The following is a 21,366-nucleotide window of genomic DNA, read 5'->3' on the forward strand; positions in this document are numbered from 1 at the left end:
TTTTGTTACAATTCTTTATGCAAATAAGAGAAATGACATTAAAAGAACTCTACACTGTTTATGATGTAATAAAACAACTCCGAACCGAGCTTAGTTATGAAGAGTTTGAAGACCTTATATACGATATGCGGCATATGGAGTATAAAATGTTTGGCATACTCGAACGGGGTAAATTGGTATGCTACAGCGGTGCTGCTGTGCAGACAAACTTGTACCACAAAAGACATTTATATATTTTTGATTTGGTCACAGATGAAAAATACCGCTATAAAGGATATGGGAAAATGATGCTGGAATATTTACATGATTATGCCAAAACAGCCGCCTGTGAAAATCTCGTACTCTCCTCAGGAGTGCAAAGGCAAGAAGCCCACAGCTTTTATGAAAAAGCAGGCTTTGAAAAAAAGAGCTACCTATTTGTGAAAGTTCTTTAAAAATCGTGTTGTGTCTTCTATGGACATAGGCTTTGCAAAATAATACCCTTGAATGTTATGACATCCGTTTTCTAACATAAATTCAAGTTGTTGCGCTGTTTCAACACCCTCAGCTAAGGTCTTTAATCCAAGGCTTGATGCAAGCGCAATAATGGCTTTTACTATAGAAATATCATCTTTATTGTCTGGAAGTTCCACTACAAATGATTTGTCTATTTTAATCTTACTAATAGGAAGTTTTTTTATGTATGACAAGGAGGAATATCCCGTTCCAAAGTCATCTATTGAAATTTTTATGCCTAGCTCTTTTAGTCGATTTAGTTTAGCAATGGATTCTTCTGGTTTTTGCATTAGTCCACTTTCTGTGATTTCAAGTTCAATTTTCTCTGGGGGGCATTTACTTGAAGAGATAAGATTACTTATAGATAGCTCAAAATCATCTTTTTGCAGTTGTTTCATAGCGAGATTGAGTGATAAGCTTCCCGTGAATATATTTTCATTTCGCCATTGCATTACTTGTGCTAGAGCTTTTTTCATAACAATTCTGTCAAGTTCTACTATCATGCCTGTTTCTTCTGCAAAAGGTATAAACTCATCAGGATAAATCATATTTCCATTCTCATCAATCCATCGGACTAAAGCTTCAAGTCCTATGATTTCTTTAGTTTGAGCATTAATCTGAGGTTGAAAATAGACATCAAACACTTCATTTTTTATTGCATTTCTAAGTTTAGACTGCATAGAGATTCTTTTCATAGCTTTTTGTGTCATCTCTTGGGAATAAAATTGATAATTACCTTTTCCTTCATCTTTTGCCTTGTACATAGCAGCATCAGCACACTTAAGAAGATTTTGTGCATCAGTGGAATCTTTAGGATACACGCTTATTCCCACACTTGCAGAAATATATAATACATGTTCGCCGATATCTATGCCTTTGTTCGTTGTATCTAGAATTTTTTGTGTTAAAGTTGAAAGAGCTTCTATATTTTTATAATCATCAACAATAATCACAAACTCATCACCTCCAATTCTTGCAAGTGTATCTTTTTCCCTAATGGCTTGCTTGAATCTTTGTGCAATAATTTTTAAAACTTTATCACCCATATGATGACCTAAAGAATCATTAATCTCTTTAAACTCATCCAGATCAATAAATAGGAGTGCACAATCTTGAGAATTTCTTTTGGCATTATCAATACTTAGTGCAAGCCTGTCTTGAAAGAGTGCCCTGTTTGGTAAAAGTGTCAGTTCATCATGTGTTGCTTGAAAATGAAGCTTTTTGGACTGTTGCACAATTTGTTGCTGCATGTTCTTTGTGTCGGTGATATCTTCATAAATACCTAGTATTCCAATATTTTCGTCATTTATCCCTACAAGTGGTACTTTTGAGGTGGAGAGTATAATTGTTTGGCCATTCTCATCAGTCTGTTTTTCTTCAATTTGTAATTTTGCTATTCTTTCTTTGATTACTTCCTGATCATCATTCATATATTTTTTAGCATCAGTTTTTGCCCAAACCATATCTAAGTCAGTTTTTCCTAAAATTTCATCAATGGAGTTAAGTTTTGCATCCTGTAAAAAAAGATTGTTGGCGCCTAAATATTTTCCATTTGTATCTTTCCAAAAAACCCGTACCGGCAAAGTGTTTATGATATTTTGAAGCAATTTAAATTGGTTTTGTACATTTATTTGTAAATTTTTTCTTTCGGTAATATCTATACTTATCTGAACAACACCTTGAATGTTTTTTTCACTGCTACTTATTGGAGAGAGTGAAAATTCTATGTATTTTCCAGAAGAGGTGTCTTCACTTTCATAATGTTCAATATATTTTTTTTGCTCTATTGCCTGACATATAGAACATTGGGATTTTTGTGAATTTTTTGGATGAAAAAGCTCGTGATTTGATTTACCAATTATGTCAATTTCTGCTAAAGATAAAAATTCACAAGCAGCATGATTGATTTGCCTTACCATACCTAATTCATCAACTACTGCTGCAGCAACAGGAATTGCATCATAGGTCGAAGCACCTTTTTGCATTAACGTAAAAGGCTCTTTTAGAGATGTTTTAATAATAGCCTGTAAAAGTACCCAAAAAGATAAAAATTTTAATATATGCCCAACTAGATTTAAAAAACCATACACATCATTATAGAGGGTAAAAGAAAGTTCTGAGAGAATATTAAATACAATGCTTAGCATAACGGCTGAGTAAATACCTTTGGAAAATTCTTGATTGTGTTTTTTATTTATATAAAGGGTAACTGCAAGTATGGCAATTATAAAATATTCAAAATTTATTTTTAAGTCTGTAAGTCCTTGCCCCTGTATATAAAGCGAAAGAGGATGCATCGTTGCAAGGTAAGTAATAATAAGTGCTGTGGCTCCAAAAATTGAACTTACAGTAATATTACGAAACGTTCTATATCTCATAAATGGTGCTGTTAAAAGGATAACAGCACCAAGAGTTCTTGTTAAAACCCAAAATGTAAGCGTGTTATTTGGCGAATCTATCATAAATATTTGCATGCCAGGATACGTTTGTATATGAAATAAATCTAAGAATCCAATCCAAAAATATCCAAGACCTATAAAAAGAAGATATCTGTTTTTTGTAAAAGAATATGTGTAATAGGTGACGAGTGTAATGGAAAAACTGACAAAAACAGAGAAAAATTCAATAAAGGTATGAAAAACCAAATAATTATAATTATACCTTACTATAATTAAAAATAGTGCCAGTAATACAGGGATTAAATAAGTGTTTGCTAAAAGTTTTTTCACATGAACTCCTTTATATATATCCAGTTTATTTGCCGCAGCACTTTTTATATTTTTTACCGCTGCCGCAGGGACAGCTTTCATTTCTCTCTATTTTTGAGTTGTAAAGTTCTCCATCTGCATATTTCCATAAACCATTTTCTTTAATAAAATTACTTTTTTCATGCAGGACTTTTATGCCCTCATTATCACGATAATATGCTTTAAATTCTACGCTGTCGATCTTTACATGTAACACATTGAGTCCCAGCCATTTGACAGAATTTGAAAACTCTTCTATAAGGGTAATATCATTCATATAACGGTTTTGTGCGGCACTGCTGTAAACCAGATACTCACCGTTTGCCAAAACATAAGCACTGTAACGGCTTCGCATTAATTCATCAGGCGTTTGCGCGGCTTTTTTTTGCTCAATTACCGGACCGCAACATTCATTAAAATCTAAATCATTTCCACAAATACACATACTCATCCGTTTTTTAGATAGAATTATACTATGTTTACAATAAGGTTTATGACAAGGGTAGAAAAATGAAAATAAAGTCACTCTATATATCTGCACAGGAAAAAAATGCCGGAACACTCTTTGTCTCTATGGGGATGATGGAAATTCTCAAGCGCAAACTGCATCGTGTCGCTTTTTTCCGTCCAATAATTTTTGATAAAAATATACGAAACGGTGATATAGACTTTATTTTACAGCGTTATAATTTAGATATGAACTATGAAGAATGTTACGGTTTTGATATTAAAGAAGTCGAAGAGATGATTTCCAAAAAAGAGGACAATTCCCTTATAACCCAGCTCATAGATAAATTTAAAAAACTTGAACGTGAGTATGATTTTGTTTTATGCGAAGGCATCAGGCGCTCTTTTTTAACCTCGACTATCAGTTATGATTTAAACGTGAAAATTGCCCAAAATTTCGCAGCACCGACGATAAATATCATAAAAGCGGATGATGCTACGGCAAAAGAGATTTATGAAAATATGTTAATTGAAAATGAGTACTTAACCTCTGAGGGATGTACGCATTTTGCTACCTTTGTAAATCGGGTTGATGATGAAAAACATAAGCAGCTTCAAAAAATGTTTGAAAAAGTTTCTTATACTGTTTACCTTTTAAAAGAGGTGCAGGAGTTGAATCTGCCTACTATTGATGATGTTATTGAGTCTCTTGGAGCCAAAGAGGTTATGCTTGGAGCGTATGACCATGCAAGGGTTATAAAAAATGTAAAAGTTGCCGCGCTGACGCTCGATAATTTTTTAGAACACATTGAAGAAGAAGATTTGATTATTGTTCCCGCTGACAGATCAGACATAATATTGGGGCTTTTTGGAGCTTTGCATTCTTCAAGTTATCCAAATATCAGTGCTATTATTTTCCCGTTCAGCATGAAGCTTAACAAAAATATACAAAAACTTATAGCCGGACTGAACAGTTTTAAAGTACCTATTCTTTCCGTTGATACCGATACTTTTGAAACTGCGACAAATATAATGAACGTCCACTCAAAACTGCGCGTCAACGCACAGAGAAAAATTGCTCTTGCACTCGGGCTTTTTAATAGCAGTGTAAATATTCAAAGTATTGAAGAAAAAATTGCAACGACATACAATGACATTATGACACCGCAGATGTTTGAGTATAAACTTTTCTTTATGGCTTCACAAAATAAAAAGAGAATTGTTCTGCCAGAATCAAGTGATGAGAGAATTTTAAGAGCGGCGGAGATAATTTTGCGAAGAGATGTAGCAGACATCATTTTTATAGGGGACGAAAAAGAACTTAAAGAGCGTTATATGCGTCTGGGGCTTGATTTGTCAGCAGCCCAGATTGTCAATCATCTCACATCCCCCCTTATACAAAAGTTTACAGAGACTTTTTATGAGCTTAGAAAACACAAAGGGCTTACAAAAGACGCTGCAAAAGATGCAATGTTACATGTAAACTATTTTGCAACAATGATGGTCTATCTTGATTATGCAGATGGTATGGTCAGCGGAGCCAACCATGCAACGGCAGATACCATTCGTCCGGCTTTGCAGATTATAAAGACTAAGCCCGGTTTTTCTGTTGTTTCAAGCGTCTTTTTTATGTGTCTTAAAACTAAGGTGCTTGTTTATGGTGATTGTGCGCTTAATCAAGACCCGGATGCTCCCACACTTGCAGAAATTGCCATTGCTTCAGCACAAAGTGCAAAAATGTTTGGAATTGAGCCAAAGATAGCTATGCTTTCTTATTCAACAGGGGAGAGCGGGCATGGCTTTGATGTAGATAAAGTGAGAGAAGCGACAAAAATAGTCCAGCAAAAAAGACTGGATTTGCTTGTCGAAGGTCCTATCCAATACGATGCAGCGATAGATAAAAGCGTGGCAAAAATCAAACTGCCACACTCAAAAGTCGCAGGAGAGGCAACGGTATTTATTTTCCCTGATTTAAACACCGGCAATAATACCTACAAAGCAGTGCAGCGTTCCAGCGGTGCAATTGCCATCGGACCTGTCCTGCAGGGACTCAAAAAACCGGTCAATGATTTAAGCAGAGGCTGTTTTGTGGAAGATATCGTTAATACCGTAGCTATTACAGCCATTCAGGCGGGAGAAAACGAATGAAAATTGCTGTCATCAATTCAGGCAGTTCTTCATTGAAGTTTAAACTCTTTGAGATGCCAAGCGGCAGAGTGATAATAAATAAACTGGTAGAACATATCGGCGAGCCGAACTCCTCTGTAAAAAATCATTTTGAGGCCATAGAGAGTTTACATGTAAACTTCGCAGACATTGACGCGGTAGGACACAGAGTCGTTCACGGCGGCGAGAAATTCAGAAATTCTGTATTGATAGATGATGAGGTAATTGAAGCAATAAAAGATTTGATTCCTTTGGCACCTCTGCATAATCCGGCAAATCTCGAAGGTATAAAAGTCATACGCCATAAAGCACCCGATACTGTGCAAATAGCTGTTTTTGATACAGCTTTTCATGCAACCCTTCCAAAAGAGGCATTTGTGTACGCATTGCCTTATGAGATGTATGAAAAAAATCAAATCCGCCGTTACGGTTTTCATGGAACATCCCATGCCTATTTACTTCAAGAAGCGGCAGCACTATTAAATAAAAAAGTACAAGAGACTAATATCATCACACTGCATCTTGGAAACGGAGCGAGTGCCTGCGCGATTAAAAATGGAAAAAGCTGTGATACTTCTATGGGCTTTACTCCGCTTGAAGGACTTGTTATGGGAACGAGATGTGGCGATATTGACCCTGCTATAGCGTTATTTATGCAAAATGAGTTGGGTTTAAGTGCTGATGAAGTCGATAATACACTTAACAAAAAATCAGGATTGCTTGGTTTATGCGGTGAAAATGATGTCAGAAATATAGAACGTCGCAGTGATGAGAGAGCAAAATTGGCACTCGATATTATGGTGCGTCGTATTCAAAAATACATAGGAGCCTATATGATTGTACTTGAAGAGGTAGATGCCGTTGTATTTAGCGGCGGTATAGGAGAAAATTCTTCTTATGTACGGGAAAAGGTCATGAATAATAAAATATTGAAAAATATAAAATCATTGGTCATAAAAACAAATGAAGAGCTGCAAATTATAAATGAGTGTTTGTGGGTTTTAAAGAATAGAAAAATTACACAGGCATAAAAGCCTGTATAAAGGGTGTGAAGTTAACTACTAAAGTGGAGTTACGTTCTCAGCTTGTGGGCCTTTTTGACCTTCACCAACTTCGAAAGTTACTCTTTGACCTTCAGCAAGTGAAACACGTCCACCACCATTGTTATTTACTTGACGGAAGTGTACGAATACATCCTTTCCACCATTGTCTTGTTGAATAAAACCATAACCTTTTTCATCGTTGAACCATTTAACTGATCCGTCCTGTAATTCTGCCATTGTCTAGCCTTTTATATAAATTTGTCAAAAAATTGGGAGAGTCTTTAGGAGGTTTTAACACATAGATCAAAAATCACACTAAAGATGAATTCACGCCTCATCTTTCACTTGGCAACAGTATATCAGCTTTTTTTAAAATAACCAAACAAATTTGCAAATTTGTATAATTTTTATTAATTTATTAAGGTTTTTCCCCTGAAAAACCGATACTATAAGTATGAATGTAGCATCAAATAATGTAATTAAAAATTTATATACAAAAAAACTTTCTTCAGATGAAGTTAAAGGAATCAAAAAAGAGATTGCTCAAAATCTAAAAGATATTTCTTTACATGTAAATGAAAAGCACAATAGTGTAGATGAGACAGTTGAAAAAATAGTTTCCAATTTTCAAGAGTTTCAAAAGTTTTTACAAGACGTTGGATATGACGGTAAAAAATCTATAGCTGATTTGTCAAAAGAAGATGGTGAACGTATACTTAAAGAGATGTTTGAAAAAAGGGATTATAAAAAACTCGATATAAAGATATAAGGGTTTTAACCTAAAAGAGAAGCAAAGCTTAACTAATATTGTTGTAAAATTCTCTCAACAATTTTAGAAGGTTTTGATTTTGAGCATTTATAGAGAATACGACATACGTGGAATATACGAAAAAGAATTAAATGAAGAAAGTGTCACGAAAATAGGATTTGCACTTTCCTCTAAAATAGATGGTGAATTTGTCGCTGTAGGCTATGATGCAAGAAGTCACTCACCGATTCTTTTTGAATATTTGGTAAAAGGTCTTAATGCCGGCGGGAAAAAAGTGCTTGATATGGGGCTTGTTCCGACTCCTGTAAATTACTTTACAAATTATCAGGAATGGGCAGTAGAAAATCAAATGATTACACCGTCTGCTTCGGTGATGATAACTGGCTCACATAATCCAAGTGAATACAACGGTTTTAAAATCACAGTAGACAAATCTCCATTTTTTGGTGAAGATATTTATGCGCTTGGACGTGAGTGCGCAACTTTGGATATGCCAAAACCTGCACCAAGAGATGTGACAAAAATAAATGCAAAAGAGCGATACATAGACTTTTTGGTAAATGAATTTCAACATCTCAAAGGCATGGACACTAAAATAGTATATGACTGTGGGAACGGCGTAGGCGGTGTGGTTCTTCCAGAGATTTTTGAGAAGTTAGAACTTAATACAAAAGGGCTCTATATTGAACCAGATGGAACTTTCCCAAATCATCATCCCGATCCTTCTGTAGAAGAAAATTTACAAGATGTAAAAGAGCTGCTTGAAAAAGAGGGAGACATTGCTTTTGCCTATGACGGTGATGCAGACCGCATAGCCGTTCTTACACACAAAAATAACATTAAAGGCGATATGCTCGCTCTTTTGTTTGCTATGAAAATGGATAAACCGACCATTGTCGGAGAGGTAAAATGCTCACAGGTGATGTATGATGAACTTGAGCGTCGCGGTGCCAAAGCTGTTATGTATAAAACAGGGCACTCAAACCTAAAAGTAAAAATGAAAGAGATAGATGCAGATTTGGCTTGTGAAGTCAGTGGGCATATTTTCTTTAAAAACCGTTACTTCGGGTATGACGATGCTATTTATGCGACGCTCAGAGTACTTGAACTTATAAAAGACGGTATAGATTTAGATGCAGAACTTGCCAAACTGCCAAAAGTTTATTCTACCGAAGAGATAAAAGTAGAGACTACTGAGAACGAGAAATTTAAAATTATCGACAAGGTAAAAGAACTGCTTCAAAATCCACCATCAGATTTTCCTGCCATCAAAGATATCATAGACGTGGACGGTGTGCGTATAAACTTTGAAAAAGGCTGGGGTCTTGTACGGGCAAGTAACACGACACCTGTTTTAGTTACACGCTTTGAGTCAACAGCAGAAAAAGAAGCAAAACATTATGAAAAAGCAATAAATGATTTAATAGTAAAAGCAAAAGAAAGTTTATAATTTATAGCTATAATAAAGATTAGTTAATCTTAATTAGATAAAATTCTTTTAAAAATTACGGAGTTCACCTAATGCTTTACTATACTATGCTTTTTCTCGCTTTTTTATATTTTAAAATAGCCCGTGTTTATAAAAAAGAAGAACAATCAAATTTAAATATGAACATTCAAAATGCTATTGTTTTTGCTGCTATTGTCGCTCTACTGGTATATGGTTTGACACACAAAACGTGGTACATAGTTTTACTCGCTTCTTATGGGTTTCTTATTCTCTCATCACTGCTTGTTTCCGCTGTTCAGCTTGGTATTTTCATAGATGGAAAGCCTTTTATTAAAATCAGCCATTTATACAAATTGCTTGCGTTTATCGGTATGATTATTACAGTAAGCGATGTATATTTATGGGGTATTTAACAACGATTTAGCTATAATAAGTCTACTGATAAAATTAAGGAAATCTCGATGAAAACTCATACACTTTTAATGCCTTTGGATATGCACCTGCATCTTCGTGACGGTGTAATGCTTGAAAATGTAGCACCATTAACCGCCTATACTTACAGCGGGGCTATTGTAATGCCTAACCTTGTACCTCCTGTTGAAACTAGAGAAGATCTTTTGGCATATAGAGATCGTATTATGGCAGCGGTTCCAAATGATTATTTTGAACCATATATGACACTTTTTTATAAAAACTATGACAAAGCGTTTTTAGAAAGCATAGTGGATGAAATAACAGCTATTAAGCTTTATCCTGCAGGAATTACTACAAACTCAGAGGAAGGTGTCAGCTCTTTTGATATTGAAGAGATGCGTACTACTTTAGAGACAATGAGCAACTTAGGTATTCCTTTGTGTGTGCATGGCGAGACAGATGGCTTTGTAATGGACAGAGAAGCCGAATTTATGAGTATTTATGAACTTTTGGCGCAGAACTTTCCTGATTTGAAAATCATTATGGAGCATATCACTACTAAAGAAGCTGTTGCAATGTTGGACAAATATCCAAATTTGTATGCAACTATTACCGTGCATCATCTTTTACTGACACTTGATGATGTTATAGGCGGCTTAATGCGACCGCATCTTTTTTGCAAGCCGATTGCAAAAAGACCCGAAGATTTGGATGCACTCTTAAGTGTAGCGCTTGAAGCCCATCCAAAAGTAATGTTCGGTTCTGATTCTGCTCCGCATCCACAGCATAAAAAAGAGTCTTGCGGTTGTGCTGCCGGTATTTTCACAGCACCTATTTCCTTGCAGCTTCTTGTAGAAATTTTTGAGCAGTTTGACAAGCTTGATAACCTGCAAGCCTTTGTAAGTGACAATGCGCAAAATATTTATGGAATTTGCCCAGAATTTAAAGAAGTTACATTGGAAAAAAGGCCGTTCTTAGTTCCTGAAAATTATGCGGGTGTCGTGCCTATGTACGCAGGTGAAGTGATTGGGTGGGCTATAGAGAGTGTCGATTAAAATACTCCTGCTCGAAGATGACCTCTTGTTTGGGGAGACTTTAGTTGATTTGCTAGAGGAAGAGGGACATGATGTAGTCCATTTTCCAAATGGACAGGATGCACTTGATGCAACATATGACAATAAGTTTGATATCTACCTGTTAGATATTAACGTGCCTCTTATTGACGGTATTTCACTCCTTGGTGATTTAAGAGGTGCCGAAGATAACACTCCCGCAATATTTTTAACCTCCCATAAAGAAAAAGAGATGCTCCAACGCGGTTTTGTAAGTGGCTGTGATGATTTTTTGACAAAGCCATTTGACAATACTGAGCTTTTACTGCGTATGCAGGCTCTTATGAAAAGAAGCAAAGCAAAAGAAGCGGAATGTGTTGGACAACTATGCCATGATAAAGTTCACAAATGTATCTATTATAATGAAGAAGTTTTGGAACTTTCCAAAAAAGAGTATGAACTGCTTGTGTTGCTACTGAATCATAGTAATTCACCTGTGCCAAAAGAGCTCATTTATGATGAATTATGGACCAGTTCTGAGGGTGGAGGGAGTGATGGTGCTATACGGGTTTATATTAACAGGCTTAAGCAGTTACTTCCGACAATGAGCATAGAAAACATTCGTGGTATCGGGTATAAACTTGTTTCGTAGCCTTCGTATTAATATATTTATCTATTATTTCTCAACGATTATAGGATTTTTGTTGCTTGCATATTATTTTTTAAATGTGTTACATGTAGAAAATCTCTACCTGTTTGCTGTAATCGTTCTTTGTTTTGTCATTCTTTCAGGTATATTTATATCTAAACTTGCAGTTGATCCTTTGGCTGAATATGTGCATGATTTGCAAAATCTTTCAAAAGAGACCCTGCATGAATTGAATCTTCCCATCAGTACAATTACTACAACTACACAGCTTCTAAGTAAAAACAGCGATGATGAAAAAACACTCAAACGTATAGGGCGCATCGACTCTGCCTGTATGATGCTTAAAGAGCGCTATAATGAGCTTGATTATTTGATTAGAATGCAGACGAATCAGAATATAAAAGAGGCCTTTTTTGTTGATAAGCTGGTTGAACAAAGAGTGGCATTTGTAAAACAAATATATCCTCAAATGAACTTTAGTCTCTTTCTAGAAGAAATGCAGATTTTTGGCGATAAAAAAGGCCTAAGTAAAGTAATTGACAATATTATTGATAATGGGGTAAAATACTCACAGAGTTCAAAAAATATAGATATTGAAGTTCAAAACAGTTCTATTACAATAAAAGATTATGGTATAGGCATGGATGAGGTAGAACTTATCCGTATATTTGATAATTACTACCAGTCAAATAAGAATATGCAGGGTTTTGGTATAGGGTTAAACCTTGTGAAGAGATTTTGTGAAAGAAATAATATAGAGTTGATATTTGAATCATCAAAAAATATCGGTACAACAGTAGAGTTAAAATTTAAAGAACAAACAGGAAAATAAATGCAAATAACAAATGATTTTATGGCATATGCAGAACAGGCACTTGACTACGGTGTTATGGGAACTTTAATACTTATGAGTATTGTTACTTTATGGCTTTTTATAGAGAGAATGATGTTTTACAAGAGTGTACGCATAGACGATTATAAACACAGAGATAATCTGGAACTTGATTTAACAGACAATATTAATGTTATCAGTGCCATAGGTGCAAATGCTCCTTATGTCGGACTTCTTGGAACGGTTATAGGTATTATGATTACTTTTTATAGTCTGGGTGATTTGGGTGCTGTGGATGCCAAAAAAATCATGGTAGGACTTGCCCTTGCGCTTAAAGCAACGGCAATGGGACTTGTTGTAGCTATTCCGGCAATTGTAGCCTATACAATTGTACTGAGAAAAGTCGAAAGAATCTTAACAAAGTTTGATGTTGCTCATGAAGAAGTGTAAAAAACATTTTAAAAAGTTTGACCAGATAAATGTAATACCTTTTATAGATATTATGCTTGTGTTGTTAGTTATGGTTCTTACAACGGCAACTTTTATAAAGCAGGGTGTTATTCCCGTGAATTTACCAGAAGCAAAAGCGACAGAAAAGCAAGATACAAAAAAAGAGGTCACGGTTTATGTCAATGCAAAAGGTGAGATGTATTTTGATAAAGAAAAAGTCGATTTAAAAGCCCTGCAACAAAAACTCTCCGCTGTTGCAAAAGACCAAACAGTAGTACTTAGAAGTGATAAAAATTCAAAATTTCAGGATTTTGTGAGTGTGATGGATATCTTGAAAAAACTGGGGCATGAACAATTGTATATTGTTACTAAAGAGTAGTTTTATACTTTAGTATGCTTTGTCAAGCAGTTTGAACTTTTTTTCTTTTTTAGGAGTATTTTTTTCGGATGTTTGCAGTTTTTTTATCGTAGAAACATCTGTATTAAAACTCTTTTTTTCTACTTTATCTACATCATTAAAAAGTGTTGTAGCGATAAAAAATAATACCATAATAACGACAACACTTGCATATAACAAAATATAGTTTTTTATATGCCCTGATTCAAAAGGATTTTCAATTTTCATTTACGAAACAACTCTCATCGCTTTGAGGCTTTCATTTTCAAGAGAGACCTTTTCTATATGGAAAAGAGTCTCTTTGTCTAAAAGTGCTTGAGAACTTTTTTGTACTAAAGCAATAAGAGTAGAATAAGAACTTAAATCAACTTTTTTCCCTCTCAAGGCAGATTGCGCTAAAAAATCAACAATATCTTTCTCGTTTACTGTTTTGAGAGTTTTGACAATGTTGTGAGCCATTATAGCATTGAGTTCATCGTCATGCATAAGTGAATTTTTTACTTTTGCTTTGGCAATATGTTTTTCAAGCCCGCGATTAAAAAGCTGTGTACTTATCTTTGTAGTAAGTTTGTTTGTACTTTTAGTGTTTACTACTCTTTGCAGGTCGATTTTTGGCAGAACGGAACCAAACGCAATGTTACTTATAAAAACTGTTATGATAAAAATTTTGTTACTCATATGCTAGTCCTTTTTGTTTTCTAAGTGTAGTGACATTTGGATAATCAATTATAAACAGGCTGCAAAAGGTTGTTTTTACTTACAGTTCTTATGTGTTTGCAACTCAAATTTTATTGTAACATCTTGCCATGTTTTGCCTTTATGTTTTGAAAAACAGGCTTTGTTGATGCCCGCAAGAGATGGAAGCATATTAAAGTCCGCAAGGTCAATATAGCCTTGTGCTTCTATTTTATCAGAAGTATTGAGTTTCATAGGTATATTTTTTGTTACTCCGTTCATTGTGATATCTATATTGATAATTTTATCACTGAGTGAGACAACTTTTGCAGTGATGTTTTTGACACCTTGCACGGCAAAAAAGTATTTTACGAGCTTTGCATCACGTCCTTTGTTCTTTGAATTTATAGAGGATGTGTCTATGATTACAGTACTCGTTTTTAAAAATGACTTTTCAGATTTTGTATCTGCAGCTTTAATCGAAATATTGTCAAATGTTCCTCCTACACCGATTTTCAGGGGTGTTTTATAAGCTTCCCACGTTACATGTAAGGTTTTTGCATCATATCTGCATTCATTTGCAAAGACAATAGTCGCCAGCGTGAGAAGTATAAGTATTACTTTTTTCATAGTATGCTCCAAGAGTTAGTTAGAAGCATTGTAACATAGATATTTTTTATAAAAATAAGATAATTATTTTATAGAAGAGATTAAAAGGGAGAAAAAGGTTAGTCCTCGATGGTCCTTCGGACATCATCTGTGGTTCCGACGCTAAAAACGAGAAGAAGTTCTCGTAAAAGGTAAGTCCTCGTCGGTCTTTCAGACAACGCTTCCGGTTCCGACACTAAAAACGACACGCAGGTGTCGTTTTCTTTACGTGTCTCACATCATACCCGGCATTCCCATTTGTGGAGGCATTCCTGCTCCCATATCCGGTGCTGGAGTTTCTTCTTTTGGAAGTTCAAAAATTGCCGCTTCCGTTGTAAGAAGTAGACTTGAAACTGACGTAGCATTTGTAAGTGCAACACGCTCAACTTTGAATGGATCGATGATACCTGCTTCAAACATGTCTACGTATTCACCTGTTGCAGCATTGAAACCAATGTTTTCATTGTCTGCATTTTCGATTGCATTGACAACAACACCAGTATCAAATCCTGCATTTTGCGCGATTTGTTTTACAGGAGCTTTTACAGCGCGTAATATGATTTCAGCACCGATTTTTTGATCACCTTCAAGGTCATCTATACTTACTTTTGCAGCAGCGCGAACAAGTGCCGCTCCACCACCGATGACAATGCCTTCTTCAACAGCTGCTTTTGTAGCTGAAAGCGCATCATCAACACGGTCTTTTTTCTCTTTCATTTCAGTCTCAGTTGCAGCACCAACTTTGATTACTGCTACACCACCGCTGAGTTTTGCAAGACGTTCTTGCAGTTTTTCTTTGTCATATTCGCTTGAAGTGGCTTCGATTTGCGTTTTGATTTCAGCAATACGAGCTTTTACCGCTTCTTCGCTTCCTGCGCCGTCAACTATGACACTGTTGTCTTTGTCTATAACAATACGTGCTGCTTGACCGAGCATAGAAATTTCTGCACCTTCTAGTGTATAGCCTGTCTCTTCTGAGATAACAGTACCACCTGTAAGTGTTGCGATGTCTTGAAGCATAGCTTTTCTTCTATCTCCAAAACCTGGCGCTTTTACAGCAGAAATGTTAAGCACACCACGAAGTTTGTTTACAACTAAAGTTGATAATGCTTCACCCTCTACATCTTCAGCGATGATAAGTAAAGGACGGTTTGTTTTTTGAACCTGTTCTAACACCGGAAGCAAATCTTTGAGTGACGCTATTTTACTGTCAACAAGTAAAATCCAAGGATTTTCAATCTCAGCTGTCATTTTTTCAGTATTTGTAATGAAATACGGGCTTAAATATCCACGGTCAAACTGCATACCTTCAACAACATCAAGCTCATCAACAATACCTTTTGCTTCTTCAACAGTGATAACACCGTCTTGCCCGACTTTTTCCATAGCCTCAGCAATCATTGCACCGATCTCTGCATCAGAGTTTGCCGAAATAGTTGCAACCTGTGCAATTTCACTTTTGTCTTTGATAGACTTAGAAGCTGCTTTTAAGTTCTCTAAAATTGAGTCACAGGCTTTGTCCATACCGCGTTTTACTTCGACAGGGTTCGCACCGGCTGTAATGTTTCTAAGCCCTTCGCTAAATATGGCATTTGCAAGAACTGTTGCAGTAGTAGTACCGTCACCCGCTTCATCAGCAGTATTTGAAGCTACTTCTTTTACAAGTTGTGCTCCCATGTCTTCTAGTTTGTCTTGTAACTCAACTTCACGAGCAACTGAAACACCGTCTTTAGTGATTACAGGTGCACCGTAGCTTTTTTGTATTAAAACATTACGACCGCGAGGTCCCATTGTCACTTTTACCGCATCTGTGAGTTTTTCAACTCCGCGTGCGAGTTTGTTTCTTGCATTATCTGAAAATATTATCTCTTTTGCCATTTGTTAAACTCCTTATATCTTTTTAATTTTTTTACTTAACCAATGATTCCGAAAACATCATCAACATCTAACACTATATACAGCTCGCCATCGAGTGTAGCTTCATTTCCGGAGTATTTACCAAAAATAATTTCATCTCCATTTTTTAGTTCATTTACTTCTGAACTTACCGCTACAACTTCTCCGCGAGAAGGTTTCTCTTTCGCATTATCCGGGATAATAATACCTGAACTCGTAGTATTAGTCTCTTCAACACGCTTAACCAATACTCTTTTTCCTAAAGGTGTAAAATTCATTATATCTCCTTACAAATATTATTAATTTATGAGAAGAATATTACAAAAAAAAAGTAAAAATGTCAATACCTTTAGTCATATTGACTAAGCTTATCTTATGTTTACATGTAAACTTATTTGATAAATTTTTATTTGAGTTTAAATTACTAAAAAAAAGCCTATTTTAGTAAAAATAAAGTTTAATATATGTATAATTCCACCCTCTTAAACGATGTCAGGGTAGCTCAGCTGGTTAGAGCACTGGTCTCATAAGCCGGGGGTCGGGGGTTCAAGTCCCCCCTCTGACACCATTTATTAAGAGTGTTTATAAATATTCCGGATTAGCTCAGCGGTAGAGTAGGTGACTGTTAATCACTTGGTCACTGGTTCGAATCCAGTATCCGGAGCCATATTTTTTAAACAACTTTTTTATATTCCGGATTAGCTCAGCGGTAGAGTAGGTGACTGTTAATCACTTGGTCACTGGTTCGAATCCAGTATCCGGAGCCACATTCCTTTCAATATAATATATTTTAAAAATAATCTAATTTTACTTAGTCCTGTCAAAAATAAAAAGAGGATAGAATCAATGAAAACACTTTACATAATCAGACATGCAAAATCAAGCTGGAAAGATTTGAATTTAGACGATTTTGAAAGACCTTTAAATAAACGAGGTAAAAATGATGCTCCCCAAATGAGTAAACGCCTGAAACAACAAGGCATTTATCCTGATATTATACTCTCCAGTCCTGCAAAAAGAGCAAAACAGACAGCTAAAGCAATAGCTAAAGAGATTAGCTATGATGAAAAGATTAGATATATAGAAGATATATATGAAGCATCGCCGAATACTTTAGAAAATATTTTACACTCACTAGATGATAAATATGAAACAGTTTTTTTGATAGGGCACAATCCCGGACTGAATATGCTTGTTGAGAAGTATGTTGACTTTGAAGAAAACATACCTACAGGCGGTGTTGTTAGTATAAAATTTGATACAAAAGAGTGGAAAAATATTAGTCGTAAATATGCTGAGTTGCTATGGTTTGATTATCCTAAGAAGTCTAATAAAATATCATAAAATTATAAAAAAAGGCCAAAAATTGTACAAACTCTTTTTTTCTATCGGATTTTTATTTATTGTTTTAGGAATCTTGGCTTATCTATTTAATGGACATCTCTTCAGGTTACCTGGTGACATAGTTGTTGAAAAAGAGAATTTCAGTTTTTATTTTCCAATAACAAGTATGATATTGATAAGTGTAGTTTTAAGTATCCTGTTTTCACTCTACTCTAAATTTTTTCATTAAGACCATCTCCATTGACATTAATTTTTAATTTTAATATATTGTACATTGCTTTTGAAAAACTTTTGATTGAATGCATATCATTAATTGCCATTGTTGTTACGTCAGACTTGATGCTATGGTCCTTCGCAATATCTTTTATAATGAGTGTGCTTTTTTTATAAGCATCTGAAATTCTTTTATAAATTTCATCCATTTCTTTGATTGAGTTTTCATCACCTTGCATTGCTTTGTTGAAAGCTTGTATATTTTTAAGTATCTGGTAGCGTATATTTTTATAAAATTCCTGCTCTTCTTTTGTGTTGGAATTATAAAAATAGTCCAAATCATACAGCATATCTTTTATGACTTTAGCAGCGGTGGCGAGGTGATTTACCTCTTCAGTTAGCTTGTTTAAATCCTTATTGTATTCTTCATCATTATTCACAGTTGAAAGTTCAGAAGCATAACGATATGTTTCACCTTCTAAAAGACGTATTTTTTCATATACCTTTTCATATTCAACATTAAAATTACTGGTGTATTTATCTAAAATTTTATCTATTGCCATATTCTCATCAAGAACTTTTGGCGGCGGTACATTTATAGCAAGCAGTGCAAATTCTTCAACTTTTTTTGAGAGGTTTTTTATCTCTTTTTTTAGTGCTTCTATTGCAATTTCGGGTACCTCTGTAGATACATTACATATAAATTTTGTCACCTTGTCTTGTGTTTTATGAAAATATTTTTGTGTAAAAGCAGTTAAAAATGCAATAAACGGGTACCATATTAGAACCCCTAAAACATTAAAAAGTGTATGAAAAATTGCAATTTTAATAACTCCGTTTACGTGGGAAAATGCAATGTTTACCAGAGTAATTAATTGGTATAAGAAGAGTAGACTCACAATTCCTGTTGAGAGATTAAACAATAAATGGGCAAAGGCTACTCTTTTTTTGTCAGGAATTCCTCCAATGGCACCAAGAAGAGCAGTTATAGTTGTCCCAATATTGGCTCCAACAACAAAAGCAGCTGCCGCTTCAAAACCGATTACATGTGTAAACAGGGCACTTTGTGCTATGGCAATAGAAGCAGAACTAGATTGAATTACAGCAGTAAGTGTCAGCCCTATTAAAGCATACCAGTAGGGAGTGGAAAACGCATATACTGATATATCAAAGTTTTGGGCTACATCGCCAAAACTCTCTTTCATGCCTTCAAGTCCTAAAAATATAAGACCAAAACCGACTAAAATACCAAAATAATTTTTCCATTTTGATGCATCAGAACTTAAAACCTGTCCTAACCCTCCTATGCCTATAACAGCATATGAGAGGAGTTTAATGTTCATACTAAAGCCGACAATAGCAACAATCCAAGCCGTGACTGTTGTACCGATATTACTGCCAAGTATAATGGCTATACTGCTTTCTAAGCTCATGAGTTGTGCTCCGACAAGAGAGAGGGCCATAAGTGTCACAATGGAAGAACTTTGAAAAAGTGCAGTAGAGAAAATACCGGTTAAAAGACTTTTAAAATGTGTTTTTGTTGCATTTTGAACGATTTGTTTGAATGCATGCCCTGCAGAAAACTTTATCTGCTCTTCAAGGTAGAGCATCCCAAAGAGGAAAAGCCCTAAACCGGAAAATGCTTCAATCCAAATCTGATAATGCTCCATCTAACGCTCTTTACTATTATTACGCTTTCTTTTTAGATTGTTTGCAGGTATATAAAACTCTAAATTTCCGACTTTTTTGATTGCTATCTCGTTACATGTAAGCAAATCATTTAAATTTTCTTTGCTTTTTTCATCGAAAAGTAAATTGATATCTTCCATTGTTAAAGGTCGTTTATCAAGTGTGTTGAGTATTTCCTCTTTTGTATGATATACATTATTTGGTTCGGCATGTATTCTTGAAGCTATATGTATAGGCAGAGTAGAATCAAATTTAAGAGCGATGTCATGTAACTCTTTATAGCTTACCCCCATAACCGGATACGCAGGCGGTCTGTCTATGGTGCCGATGTCTACTCTTTGACATTTTATTTTATGTAGCACTTCGTTGAGTTTTTGTATTTCCTCTTTTGTATCATTCAAACCATGTACAAAAAGTATCTCAATAAAAAGTTTTCCTTTATAGGTCTGGCTGAATTCTATAACTTTTTGTACAACATTTTCTACTGTTATAGAGGGATGCGGTCTGTCTATTTTTTTGAAAATGTCACTGCTTACGGCATCTAGTGAGAGTTTCACTTCATCAAGTTTTAAGAGTGAAGCAAATACTTTTTCATCAACCAAACTTGCACTGTTTGTGAGTATCAGCGTTTTTGTTTCACCTTTTATTTTATTGATTGCATCAATGAGTTCATCAAGGTAAGGGTAAAGTGTAGGCTCACCGTTTGCCGTGAGTGTTATCACATCAATTTTATCATGGAGATGTTTTGTAAGCTCATTTATGATTTCATCGACTGAGACAACCTCTGTTTGTTTATCTACAGTCGCACTTGGAGCGAGTTCACAGTAAAGACAGTCAAAATTACATTGTTTATTTGAGGGAGAGAGGTCTATGCCTAAACTCATGCCGAAACGGCGTGAGTTTACAGGGCCGAAAATTATATTATTTTTTGCTGACACGATGGCACTCTTGTATGAAGTGCTTTGCATTTTCAACAGGAACATCAGGAAGAATTCCATGACCCAGGTTGAATATATGGCGTTTACCCTGCATAACATTTTGAATATCTTCTACCGCTTCAGTTGTCGCTTCTTTAGAATAAAGACGGCATGGTTCCATATTTCCTTGAAGAACATATTTGTCTCCGAGTTTTTCTTTTGCTAACTCCATTGGAGTAGACCAGTCGACACCGAAAACATCAAAATTACCATACACGTTATCTAAAAATGCAGGAATACCTTTAGGAAACATAATGATAGGAATATGTGGGTATTTCTCTTTTAGATACTCGGCAATCTCTACCATATATTTCCAAGAAAATTCATCATATTTGTTTGGCTCAATTGCAGCAGCCCATGAGTCAAAAATCTGCACAACATCTATGCCAGATTCTATCTGCTTTTGCATGTAAAGTTTTACAACTTCTGTTACTTTTGCCAGAATTTTATGCAGGAGTTCAGGGTTTGCGTACATCATTTTTTTACATACATTGTATGTTTTTGTTCCCTGTCCTTCTATCATATATGTTGCAAGTGTCCAAGGTGAACCTGTAAAACCTATGAGGGCTTTATCATCAGCAAGCTTTGTCTTAATAAGCTTTATTGTGTCATATACATATGTAAGTTTGCTTGCCGCTTCTTCGCCGCCTATAAGTCTGTCAATATCTTCTTCATTTTTAATCGGGTCTGAAAATTTCGGACCTTCTCCTTTTACAAATGATAAATTCATTCCCATTTCATCAGGTATGACAAGAATATCGCTAAAAAGTATAGCAGCATCAACACCGACAATATCTACTGGCTGAAGCGTAACTTCACATGCCATTTCAGGGTTATGGCAAAGGTTTAAAAAATTTCCGGCTTTCGCGCGTACTGCCATATATTCCGGCAGATAACGACCAGCCTGTCTCATCATCCATACGGGTGTGTACGGTGTCTCTTTACCAAAACATGCATCTACAAATATTTTACGAGTCGGCATTTAGTGCCTCCCTGCATTGAATTTTAATTCT

The 21,366-nt window shown here is 35.3% G+C and carries 24 protein-coding genes and 3 tRNA genes; 16 read left to right on the plus strand and 11 right to left on the minus strand.

The features are described from left to right. Positions 1–17 precede the first annotated feature (17 nt). Positions 18–434, plus strand: a complete 417-nt coding sequence (locus SAUT_RS03225; protein ID WP_013326445.1) for a GNAT family N-acetyltransferase — start codon at positions 18–20, stop codon at positions 432–434. Here SAUT_RS03225 and SAUT_RS11135 read toward each other — a convergent pair. Then, the gene (locus SAUT_RS11135; RefSeq protein ID WP_013326446.1) at positions 414–3,224 is read right to left on the minus strand and encodes a bifunctional diguanylate cyclase/phosphodiesterase; all 2,811 of its coding nucleotides are present in this window, start codon (positions 3,222–3,224) and stop codon (positions 414–416) included. The genes SAUT_RS03225 and SAUT_RS11135 overlap by 21 nt on opposite strands. A gap of 25 nt (positions 3,225–3,249) precedes the next feature. Beyond that, positions 3,250–3,693, minus strand: a complete 444-nt coding sequence (locus SAUT_RS03235) for a YchJ family protein (protein WP_245534121.1) — start codon at positions 3,691–3,693, stop codon at positions 3,250–3,252. 59 nt (positions 3,694–3,752) lie between these two features. Here SAUT_RS03235 and pta point away from each other — a divergent pair, with 59 nt between their 5' ends. Together pta and SAUT_RS03245 are read left to right on the plus strand one after the other, a co-directional pair. Beyond that, positions 3,753–5,837 carry a phosphate acetyltransferase gene (gene pta, locus SAUT_RS03240; protein WP_013326448.1) on the plus strand — a complete coding sequence of 695 codons (2,085 nt, stop codon included), beginning with the start codon at positions 3,753–3,755 and terminating at the stop codon, positions 5,835–5,837. Continuing rightward, the gene (locus SAUT_RS03245; protein ID WP_013326449.1) at positions 5,834–6,886 is read left to right on the plus strand and encodes an acetate/propionate family kinase; all 1,053 of its coding nucleotides are present in this window, start codon (positions 5,834–5,836) and stop codon (positions 6,884–6,886) included. Before pta ends, SAUT_RS03245 begins: the two co-directional genes overlap by 4 nt. A gap of 30 nt (positions 6,887–6,916) precedes the next feature. Here SAUT_RS03245 and SAUT_RS03250 read toward each other — a convergent pair whose 3' ends face one another. Then, a complete protein-coding gene (locus SAUT_RS03250; RefSeq protein WP_013326450.1) occupies positions 6,917–7,135 on the minus strand; it encodes a cold-shock protein in 219 nt (72 codons plus the stop codon). A 217-nt stretch (positions 7,136–7,352) separates the two neighbouring features. Between SAUT_RS03250 and SAUT_RS03255 the strand changes: the two genes are divergently transcribed. The 8 genes from SAUT_RS03255 (at position 7,353) to exbD (ending at position 12,893) form a co-directional block, all read left to right on the plus strand. Continuing rightward, positions 7,353–7,667, plus strand: coding sequence for a hypothetical protein (locus tag SAUT_RS03255; RefSeq protein ID WP_013326451.1), 315 nt, complete (start codon positions 7,353–7,355; stop codon positions 7,665–7,667). Between the two features lie 79 nt (positions 7,668–7,746). After that, positions 7,747–9,117 (plus strand): phosphomannomutase/phosphoglucomutase, encoded by a 1,371-nt coding sequence (locus SAUT_RS03260; RefSeq protein WP_013326452.1) that lies wholly within the window; start codon positions 7,747–7,749, stop codon positions 9,115–9,117. 71 nt (positions 9,118–9,188) lie between these two features. After that, the gene (locus SAUT_RS03265) at positions 9,189–9,530 is read left to right on the plus strand and encodes a hypothetical protein (protein WP_013326453.1); all 342 of its coding nucleotides are present in this window, start codon (positions 9,189–9,191) and stop codon (positions 9,528–9,530) included. Positions 9,531–9,578: 48 nt separating this feature from the next. Continuing rightward, positions 9,579–10,586, plus strand: a complete 1,008-nt coding sequence (gene pyrC / locus SAUT_RS03270) for a dihydroorotase (RefSeq protein ID WP_013326454.1) — start codon at positions 9,579–9,581, stop codon at positions 10,584–10,586. Further along, positions 10,576–11,235, plus strand: a complete 660-nt coding sequence (locus tag SAUT_RS03275; protein WP_013326455.1) for a response regulator transcription factor — start codon at positions 10,576–10,578, stop codon at positions 11,233–11,235. The genes pyrC and SAUT_RS03275 overlap by 11 nt, the downstream gene beginning before the upstream one ends. A 52-nt stretch (positions 11,236–11,287) precedes the next feature. Then, complete coding sequence (locus tag SAUT_RS03280) at positions 11,288–12,064, plus strand: sensor histidine kinase (protein WP_245534122.1); 777 nt, start codon at positions 11,288–11,290, stop codon at positions 12,062–12,064. Beyond that, a complete protein-coding gene (exbB, locus tag SAUT_RS03285) occupies positions 12,065–12,514 on the plus strand; it encodes a TonB-system energizer ExbB (protein ID WP_013326457.1) in 450 nt (149 codons plus the stop codon). Then, the gene (gene exbD, locus SAUT_RS03290; RefSeq protein ID WP_013326458.1) at positions 12,501–12,893 is read left to right on the plus strand and encodes a TonB system transport protein ExbD; all 393 of its coding nucleotides are present in this window, start codon (positions 12,501–12,503) and stop codon (positions 12,891–12,893) included. The genes exbB and exbD overlap by 14 nt, the downstream gene beginning before the upstream one ends. Before the next feature lie 9 nt (positions 12,894–12,902). Here exbD and SAUT_RS03295 read toward each other — a convergent pair whose 3' ends face one another. The 5 genes from SAUT_RS03295 to groES all read right to left on the minus strand — a co-directional run bounded on the left by SAUT_RS03295 (position 12,903) and on the right by groES (position 16,408). After that, on the minus strand, positions 12,903–13,139 hold the full coding sequence (locus SAUT_RS03295; protein WP_013326459.1) for a hypothetical protein: 237 nt from the start codon (positions 13,137–13,139) through the stop codon (positions 12,903–12,905). Further along, positions 13,140–13,589, minus strand: coding sequence for a hypothetical protein (locus tag SAUT_RS03300; RefSeq protein WP_013326460.1), 450 nt, complete (start codon positions 13,587–13,589; stop codon positions 13,140–13,142). Between the two features lie 75 nt (positions 13,590–13,664). Beyond that, on the minus strand, positions 13,665–14,216 hold the full coding sequence (locus SAUT_RS03305) for a YceI family protein (protein WP_013326461.1): 552 nt from the start codon (positions 14,214–14,216) through the stop codon (positions 13,665–13,667). 252 nt (positions 14,217–14,468) lie between these two features. Continuing rightward, the gene (gene groL, locus SAUT_RS03310; protein WP_013326462.1) at positions 14,469–16,112 is read right to left on the minus strand and encodes a chaperonin GroEL; all 1,644 of its coding nucleotides are present in this window, start codon (positions 16,110–16,112) and stop codon (positions 14,469–14,471) included. 35 nt (positions 16,113–16,147) lie between these two features. After that, on the minus strand, positions 16,148–16,408 hold the full coding sequence (groES, locus tag SAUT_RS03315) for a co-chaperone GroES (protein WP_013326463.1): 261 nt from the start codon (positions 16,406–16,408) through the stop codon (positions 16,148–16,150). Between the two features lie 213 nt (positions 16,409–16,621). Between groES and SAUT_RS03320 the strand changes: the two genes are divergently transcribed. The 5 genes from SAUT_RS03320 (at position 16,622) to SAUT_RS03340 (ending at position 17,703) form a co-directional block, all read left to right on the plus strand. Continuing rightward, a tRNA-Met gene (locus SAUT_RS03320) sits at positions 16,622–16,698 on the plus strand. Positions 16,699–16,722: 24 nt separating this feature from the next. After that, positions 16,723–16,797: transfer RNA gene (locus tag SAUT_RS03325), tRNA-Asn, on the plus strand. 25 nt (positions 16,798–16,822) lie between these two features. Next, positions 16,823–16,897, plus strand: a tRNA-Asn gene (locus tag SAUT_RS03330). Between the two features lie 79 nt (positions 16,898–16,976). Further along, positions 16,977–17,474, plus strand: coding sequence for a SixA phosphatase family protein (locus SAUT_RS03335; protein ID WP_013326464.1), 498 nt, complete (start codon positions 16,977–16,979; stop codon positions 17,472–17,474). Continuing rightward, positions 17,422–17,703 carry a DUF2905 domain-containing protein gene (locus tag SAUT_RS03340; protein ID WP_083778297.1) on the plus strand — a complete coding sequence of 94 codons (282 nt, stop codon included), beginning with the start codon at positions 17,422–17,424 and terminating at the stop codon, positions 17,701–17,703. The genes SAUT_RS03335 and SAUT_RS03340 overlap by 53 nt, the downstream gene beginning before the upstream one ends. Here SAUT_RS03340 and SAUT_RS03345 read toward each other — a convergent pair. From SAUT_RS03345 to hemE, 3 genes are read right to left on the minus strand one after another with little or no spacing between them, the layout of a single operon-like run. Further along, complete coding sequence (locus SAUT_RS03345) at positions 17,687–19,357, minus strand: Na/Pi cotransporter family protein (protein WP_013326465.1); 1,671 nt, start codon at positions 19,355–19,357, stop codon at positions 17,687–17,689. The genes SAUT_RS03340 and SAUT_RS03345 overlap by 17 nt on opposite strands. Continuing rightward, positions 19,358–20,314, minus strand: coding sequence for a radical SAM protein (locus tag SAUT_RS03350; protein WP_013326466.1), 957 nt, complete (start codon positions 20,312–20,314; stop codon positions 19,358–19,360). It abuts the gene before it with no gap. Continuing rightward, positions 20,298–21,335, minus strand: a complete 1,038-nt coding sequence (hemE, locus tag SAUT_RS03355) for a uroporphyrinogen decarboxylase (protein WP_013326467.1) — start codon at positions 21,333–21,335, stop codon at positions 20,298–20,300. The genes SAUT_RS03350 and hemE overlap by 17 nt, the downstream gene beginning before the upstream one ends. Positions 21,336–21,366 lie beyond the last annotated feature (31 nt).

Source organism: Sulfurimonas autotrophica DSM 16294 (assembly GCF_000147355.1).
GTDB lineage: Bacteria > Campylobacterota > Campylobacteria > Campylobacterales > Sulfurimonadaceae > Sulfurimonas > Sulfurimonas autotrophica.